Origin of the sequence: Cryomorpha ignava, from assembly GCF_010686655.1 — a bacterium.
Taxonomy (GTDB): Bacteria; Bacteroidota; Bacteroidia; order Flavobacteriales_D; family Cryomorphaceae; genus Cryomorpha; species Cryomorpha ignava.
This window is the reverse complement of the sequence record NZ_JAAGVY010000140.1, coordinates 1-753: the sequence shown is the minus strand read 5'-3', so window position 1 is coordinate 753 and position 753 is coordinate 1. Positions and strand designations below refer to the sequence as shown.

General features: G+C 40.2%; 1 tRNA gene and 1 pseudogene. One reads left to right on the top strand and one right to left on the bottom strand.

From position 1 onward, the window contains the following. Positions 1 to 112, top strand: a pseudogene (locus G3O08_RS22000) (IS982 family transposase); the annotation flags it as partial. A gap of 270 nt (positions 113 to 382) precedes the next feature. Here the strand turns inward: G3O08_RS22000 and G3O08_RS20775 are convergent. Continuing rightward, positions 383 to 467, bottom strand: a tRNA-Leu gene (locus tag G3O08_RS20775). Positions 468 to 753 lie beyond the last annotated feature (286 nt).

Below are 753 nucleotides of genomic sequence, written 5' to 3'. Positions count from 1 at the left end.
TGGTAATTTTATTTCAAATCTACTCTCTGGCTTAATAGCATACTCGTTTTTTCAAAAGAAACCAGCTATAAAATATGAAGCCGATTTTAACACGCTGCCACAACTATTTTAGAATCGAACTCAGGTTATTGAACTGCAAAAGGACATTAATAGCCGCAAGAATATTTATATAACCATGGTTACTCCTTACGGGATAAGCGAAAATAAATACAGTCTAGAATTAATTCAAAACTCGCTGGATATGAGTTGCTTGATGTCAAAATAAGATTTTATACTTCGCCATAACTCTGTTTTTAAGGGAGTTTTGGCGAGATAAACAAAAGAACGCTTAATCTCTGAAATTCAAAAAGCTCTGCAACAAATCTGTTACAGAGCTTCTGAGTACCCGGAGCGGGAATTGAACCCGCACGACCGCAATGGTCACAGGATTTTAAGTCCTGCGTGTCTACCTATTCCACCATCCGGGCAAAATAAGAGCCGCAAATGTAATACTTTCCTGCTAAGGATTAAACGATTTTTTCAAATTAGGTTAGAATTGCTTGTTGAGGCGTTGCACGCAACGCCTTTACTGCGTCAAAAAAGGCGATTGATCCCAAAGGGGGGGCTGTCTAGAAAAATCCACCAATCACTTCGCGCTTGTGATTTTTTTATGCGCGCATTTCTGCTCAAGCAAGAAGGGATTCAATCGCCGAAAAAAAAGGCGATTGATCCCAAAGGGGGGGCTGTCTAGAAAAATCCACCAATCGCTTCGCG